The 5,341-nt window shown below is 36.5% G+C and carries 6 protein-coding genes and 1 pseudogene; 4 read left to right on the top strand and 3 right to left on the bottom strand.

Going from position 1 to position 5,341, the window contains the following annotated elements; genetic code table 11:
• Together HMPREF0014_RS26275 and HMPREF0014_RS14295 are read left to right on the top strand one after the other, a co-directional pair.
• Positions 1-114, top strand: a pseudogene (locus HMPREF0014_RS26275) (RNA chaperone Hfq); the annotation flags it as partial.
• A 129-nt stretch (positions 115-243) separates the two neighbouring features.
• A complete protein-coding gene (locus tag HMPREF0014_RS14295; protein ID WP_004886552.1) occupies positions 244-1,101 on the top strand; it encodes a DMT family transporter in 858 nt (285 codons plus the stop codon).
• 36 nt (positions 1,102-1,137) lie between these two features.
• Here HMPREF0014_RS14295 and nfsB read toward each other — a convergent pair whose 3' ends face one another.
• The gene (gene nfsB, locus HMPREF0014_RS14290; protein ID WP_002048986.1) at positions 1,138-1,791 is read right to left on the bottom strand and encodes an oxygen-insensitive NAD(P)H nitroreductase; all 654 of its coding nucleotides are present in this window, start codon (positions 1,789-1,791) and stop codon (positions 1,138-1,140) included.
• A 138-nt stretch (positions 1,792-1,929) separates the two neighbouring features.
• Between nfsB and HMPREF0014_RS26270 the strand changes: the two genes are divergently transcribed.
• A complete protein-coding gene (locus tag HMPREF0014_RS26270; protein ID WP_002048982.1) occupies positions 1,930-2,160 on the top strand; it encodes a hypothetical protein in 231 nt (76 codons plus the stop codon).
• Positions 2,161-2,167: 7 nt separating this feature from the next.
• Here HMPREF0014_RS26270 and HMPREF0014_RS14280 read toward each other — a convergent pair whose 3' ends face one another.
• Together HMPREF0014_RS14280 and HMPREF0014_RS14275 are read right to left on the bottom strand one after the other, a co-directional pair.
• Positions 2,168-2,887, bottom strand: coding sequence for a UDP-2,3-diacylglucosamine diphosphatase (locus tag HMPREF0014_RS14280; RefSeq protein ID WP_004886553.1), 720 nt, complete (start codon positions 2,885-2,887; stop codon positions 2,168-2,170).
• Between the two features lie 15 nt (positions 2,888-2,902).
• Entirely contained in the window at positions 2,903-3,412 is a 510-nt protein-coding gene (locus HMPREF0014_RS14275; protein WP_002049022.1) for a peptidylprolyl isomerase, read from the bottom strand.
• A gap of 167 nt (positions 3,413-3,579) precedes the next feature.
• On the opposite strand from HMPREF0014_RS14275, the gene HMPREF0014_RS14270 reads away from it, so the two are divergent.
• Positions 3,580-5,307: a glutamine--tRNA ligase/YqeY domain fusion protein gene (locus HMPREF0014_RS14270; protein ID WP_004886556.1), complete on the top strand. Its 1,728-nt coding sequence runs from the start codon at positions 3,580-3,582 to the stop codon at positions 5,305-5,307.
• The last annotated feature ends 34 nt before the right edge of the window (positions 5,308-5,341 follow it).

Raw genomic sequence — 5,341 nt, 5'->3', positions numbered from 1 at the left:
GGCTTCGGTGGTCAAGGTGGCTTCGGTGGTCAAGGCGGCTTCGGTGGTCATCAAGGCGGTTTCGACAACGATTCTAAATTTGAAGATGGTCAAGACGACGAAAATAATCGTTAATTGATTAGCTTAGAAAAACCAGTCAGTGATGGCTGGTTTTTTTATGGCTTTAAAAATATAAAAAGTATAATCAGATATTTGTAGTGCATCTCGCTTTCTTGAAAATTCAGTTTAATAGGTTATTCGCAAATGATATTAATATTTGCTGCGGCGCTGTGCAGTGTTCTGGTGTCTGTATTACTAAAAAATTTAAAGAAAAAGGGCTATCAACCCATGCAAATGATTGCATGGAATTATGCAAGTGCCAGCTTGTTATGTTATTGGTGGTTTAAGCCAGATATTCAGCATATTTCTATACAACACATGCCTTGGTGGCTAATCGTTGCTTTAGGCATCATTTTACCGAGTATTTTTTTATGTCTTGCGAAATCCTTAGAGCATGCCGGTATCGTCAAAACAGAAATTGCTCAGCGATTGTCAGTGGTACTTTCTTTATTAGCAGCTTATTTCTTTTTTCAGGAACGGTTTAATTCTCTTAAATTATTAGGTATTGGTTTAGGAATTTTTGCTGTTATTTTAATCGTATTTGGACAGATAAATGGCACTTCAGGCCATCAATCGAAAAAAGCAATTCTTGCTTTAATGAGTGTCTGGTTTGGTTATGCTGCTGTAGATGTCTTGTTAAAATACACGAGTAGTTTGGGGCTACAATTTACGTTAACTTTGAATCTAATTTTTATTACAGCCTTTATATTATCAATAGTTTATTTATTATTCCAAAAAAAGTCAGCATGGAATTTTAAAAATACTGTGGCTGGATTAATACTAGGTGTACTTAATTTTTCAAACATTGCCTTGTATGTTAAAGCACATATTTTACTTAAAGATTCACCAGCGATTGTCTTTGCAAGCATGAATATTCTAGTGGTATTACTTGGGATAGTTTGTGGTGTAGTTTTATATAAAGAAAAATTAAAACTCCCAACGATTTTAGGAACGATTTTGGGAATAAGTGGATTGGTTTGTTTAGCCTTAGCTATGAAATAGGAGTTCAAAAGACTGTTCTTTTGAACTCTGCTAATCTTATAAATGTGTAAAAATAACTTCATCTGGCAGACGAGATTTTGGCAACTTCGCATTGAAATCATTTTCACTTCTATAGCCAAGTGAGACAATGACAGAGCTACGTAAGCCTTTTTCTTTTAAGCCAAATTCTTCATTTAAAACATCTTCGTCGAAGCCACCCATTGGGGTTGCATCTATGCCTTCAAGACCAGCTGCAAAAAGTAGTTGTCCTAAAGCGATAAAAGTTTGGTTTTCCATCCAGCCAAATAAATTTTTTTGTTCATTGCGATAAAACTCAACGTAGCCATGACGTGTATCTTTTTGACCAAGTTTTGCTTTTTCATCTTTAAATCGACCGCTTAAATCATCTTGCTCAAGTAATTGATTTAAATATTCGGGTGAAATATCTGTTCTTGTACAAAATACAAGCGTATGTGATGACTCAAGAACTTTAGGAGCATTATAGGCATATCGCCCTGTTAAGGCTTTAGCAATGCGTTCTTTAGCAGCAAGATTGTCAGCCACCAAGAAATGCCAAGGTTGAATATTCACTGAAGAAGGGGTGAAGCGTAAAATTTCTAATAATTTATTAAATTTTTCTTTGGGAATTTTTTTCTCAGGATCATACGCTTTTGTGGTGTAGCGACTTTTAACCGTATTTAGTAAATCCATACTTACTCCATATCAATCTTATTACAATCGAAGTGTTCTAATCTTTGGCATGATACGCGATTTTGTAGGAAAACATCTGCATTTTAATGTGATAAAGAAATATAATACTTATATAAATTTTTTAATAATTTATTGAAAATGTTTGATTTAATGCCCAAAGATGCAAAGAGTAAGCTGCGAGAAATTAGAGTTGTTAAAGCCTTTATTATTCTTATATTTGTATTGAGTCTTCTTATTTTATATATTGATTATCACAATCATGCATATATAAGTTGGAAATTTATATTTATTGCTAGTATGTGTGTGATTTACGATTCTGATTTAAATAAAAAAATTAAAGAATTAAAAGTTCAAATAAAAAGTGACTAATTTCTAACTAATAATTCCAGACAATCAATTCGAGCTGTTGCGTATTTGAAGAGGGATCAATTTCTAAAATTTGTGCGTGATCTTCTTTCCAGTCACCGAGTACAATCCGTTGTTTATGCTGTACTTCATGAATAGCTGGACGATGAGTGTGTCCATGAATAAGTATGTCTATATCTTTTAGGGCGGAGAGCACGGCTTGTTCATTCACATCCATAATCTCATAACTTTTTTGCTGTTTGTCCGAATGGCTTCTTTTACGAAAACCATTGACAAGTTTCGTGCGGAAACTTAGAGGTGTTCGACGTAAAAAAGCGACTAAAAGGGGATTTCGAATAATTTTTTTAAATCTTTGATAAGAAATATCATCCGTACATAACGCATCGCCATGTTCTAGACGGTATTGGTGACCTGCAATATTAAGATAATAAATATCGGGGAGTAATACACCATTAAACTTATTGAGGAAAACCTGATTTAGAGCAAAGTCGCGGTTACCGACTTGAAAGTAAACACGATTACCTTTTTCATTAAAAGCTTTTAAAGCTTCAACAATTTCGTCGAGCCAAGGAGCTGAATAATCGTCACCAATCCAAGCATTAAACCAGTCACCTAAAATATAAAGCTGTGTTTGTTTATTTTGATAATGTACCAACAAATCTAAAAACCCTCGAACGAGTCGAGGGTGTTCAGGTGACAAATGTAAATCTGAAATAAACAGATAGGTCACAGCTTTATCCTAAAATTATTCAGAAATAATTTTAGCAGATTCGATAACAACGTTTTCTAAAGGAACGTCAGCGTGATAACCACGGTTACCTGTACGTACACTTTTGATCGCGTCTACAACGTCCATACCTTCAACAACTTTACCGAATACAGCATAACCCCAACCTTGTGCAGTTTTTGAAGTATGGTTCAAGAAAGAGTTGTTTTTTACATTGATGAAGAATTGTGCAGAAGCAGAGTGTGGCGCTTGAGTACGTGCCATAGCAATTGTACCAACATCGTTACTTAAACCATTGTCAGCTTCGTTTTCAATTGCATCACGAGTTGCTTTTTCTTTGAAGTTTTCATCCATCCCGCCGCCTTGGATCATGAAACCATCAATGACACGGTGGAAAATAACGCCGTCATAAAAACCGTCACGTACGTATTCTAAAAAGTTTGCTACTGTTTTTGGTGCTTTTTCAGTATTTAGTTCAAGAACAATACGACCTTTATTGGTGTTTAATTCGACTTGAGGAAAACTCATTACATTAATCTCCTAAACATGGGCTTATGACCATGGGTTTTTGGTTGAGAGAAGCATAAGCAAACTGTAAACTACAAGGCAAGTAAAAAACGTTAAAATCTTTGTGAAAAATGAAGATAGCGTTTATTTTTTCGAAATTTTATCTACAAAGAAGTGATTGATACACTATGAAGCCTAATGATGTTGTCTCGAACCTGCCAAACAACCCGACACCGAATACTCATGCCTCTGTCGATTCTGCGCAGCAAGAACAACAGGCTGGATTAGATTTTGTTCGCCAAGTCATTACTGATGATTTAGCTGCCGGACGTACCAAACAAATCGTAACTCGTTTTCCGCCAGAACCAAATGGTTATTTACATATTGGTCACGTAAAAGCAATTTGTCTAAACTTTGGTGTTGCAGAAGAGTTTGATGGACTCTGTAATTTACGTTTTGACGATACGAATCCAGATGCAGAAGAACAAGAATATGTTGATGGTATCGCCAATGATGTGAAATGGCTTGGTTTTAACTGGAATGGTGAACCTCGCTATGCTTCTGGTTATTTTGATCAGCTTTATGCATGGGCAATTCAATTGATTGAGCAAGGTGATGCATATGTTGATTTGCAGTCTCCAGAAGAAATTAAATTAAACCGTGGTAGTTTTGTTGAACCAGGAAAAAACTCGCCATATCGTGATGCATCTGTTGAAGAAAACCTTGCTCGCTTTGAACAAATGCGCAGTGGTGAACTAAAAGAAGGTGAAGCTGTTTTACGCGCTAAAATTGATATGGCAAGCCCGAACGTGCATATGCGTGATCCAATTTTGTATCGTGTCTTGCATTCAGAGCATCATCAAACTGGCGACAAATGGAAAATCTACCCAATGTATGATTATGCTCATCCATTGTCTGATGCAATTGAAGGAATCACGCATTCACTTTGTACATTGGAGTTCCAAGATCACCGTCCATTCTATGACTGGATTGTTGAAAAGGTTAAGTCTAAAGCTGTTCCGCACCAATACGAATCATCTCGTTTGAATGTAGATTACACCATTACTTCTAAACGTAAATTACGTAAGTTGGTTGAAGGTGGTTATGTAAATGGTTGGGATGACCCACGTATGCCAACAGTTGTTGGTATGCGTCGTCGTGGTTTTACACCAGAAGGCTTACGTGATTTCTGTAAACGTGTAGGTGTGTCTAAAACTGACGGTATTGTTGATGTTGCAATGCTTGAGTTCTGTATTCGTCAATCTTTGGAGAATACAGCAGCGCGTGGTATGGCTGTGTTAGATCCTTTAAAAGTGACACTTACAAACTTACCAGAAGATTTAGACCTTACACATGCGCGTCATCCAAATGTCGATATGGGTGAGCGTGTCATTCCATTAACTAAAGAAATCTATATTGACCGTAAAGATTTTGAAGAAGTACCGCCAAAAGGCTTTAAGCGTTTAATTCCGGATGGTGAAGTTCGTTTACGCCATGCATATGTAATTAAGTGTAATGAAGTCATTAAAGATGCAAATGGTGAAGTTGTTGAGCTGAAGTGTTCAATCGATCCAGACACTTTAGGCAAGAATCCTGAAGGGCGTAAAGTAAAAGGCGTGATTCACTGGGTATCTGCAAGCAAGGGTATTCCTGCTGAAGTACGTATTTATGATCGTTTATTTACAGAGGCTGACCCTGAAACTGGTGATGATTTCTTAGCGAATTTAAATCCAGATTCTTTGAAAGTCGTTCAGGCTGTGATTGAACCTGCTTTAGCTCAAGCGAAACCAGAAGACCGTTTCCAATTTGAACGTGAAGGTTATTTCGTTGCGGACCAACATGATCATACTACTGAAAAACCTGTCTTCAACCGCGTTCTTGATTTGAAAGACAGCTTCAAACCTGAGAAAAAGTAAGAGATTGCTTATCTCTTACTTTTTCGCAAGACGA

It is taken from the genome of Acinetobacter sp. RUH 2624 (assembly GCF_000162375.2).
In the GTDB taxonomy this organism is placed as follows: Bacteria; Pseudomonadota; Gammaproteobacteria; order Pseudomonadales; family Moraxellaceae; genus Acinetobacter; species Acinetobacter nosocomialis.
Note: the sequence above shows the minus strand (reverse complement) of the source record. Positions and strands in the feature narration are given on the sequence as shown.

Excerpts from the sequence above, each read along its gene's own strand:
- HMPREF0014_RS14275 (WP_002049022.1), bottom strand. The coding sequence starts at position 3,412 with ATGAGTTTTCCTCAAGTCGAATTAAACACCAATAAAGGTCGTATTGTT.
- HMPREF0014_RS14270 (WP_004886556.1), top strand. The coding sequence starts at position 3,580 with ATGAAGCCTAATGATGTTGTCTCGAACCTGCCAAACAACCCGACACCG.
- HMPREF0014_RS14295 (WP_004886552.1), top strand. The coding sequence starts at position 244 with ATGATATTAATATTTGCTGCGGCGCTGTGCAGTGTTCTGGTGTCTGTA.
- nfsB (WP_002048986.1), bottom strand. The coding sequence starts at position 1,791 with ATGGATTTACTAAATACGGTTAAAAGTCGCTACACCACAAAAGCGTAT.
- HMPREF0014_RS26270 (WP_002048982.1), top strand. The coding sequence starts at position 1,930 with ATGTTTGATTTAATGCCCAAAGATGCAAAGAGTAAGCTGCGAGAAATT.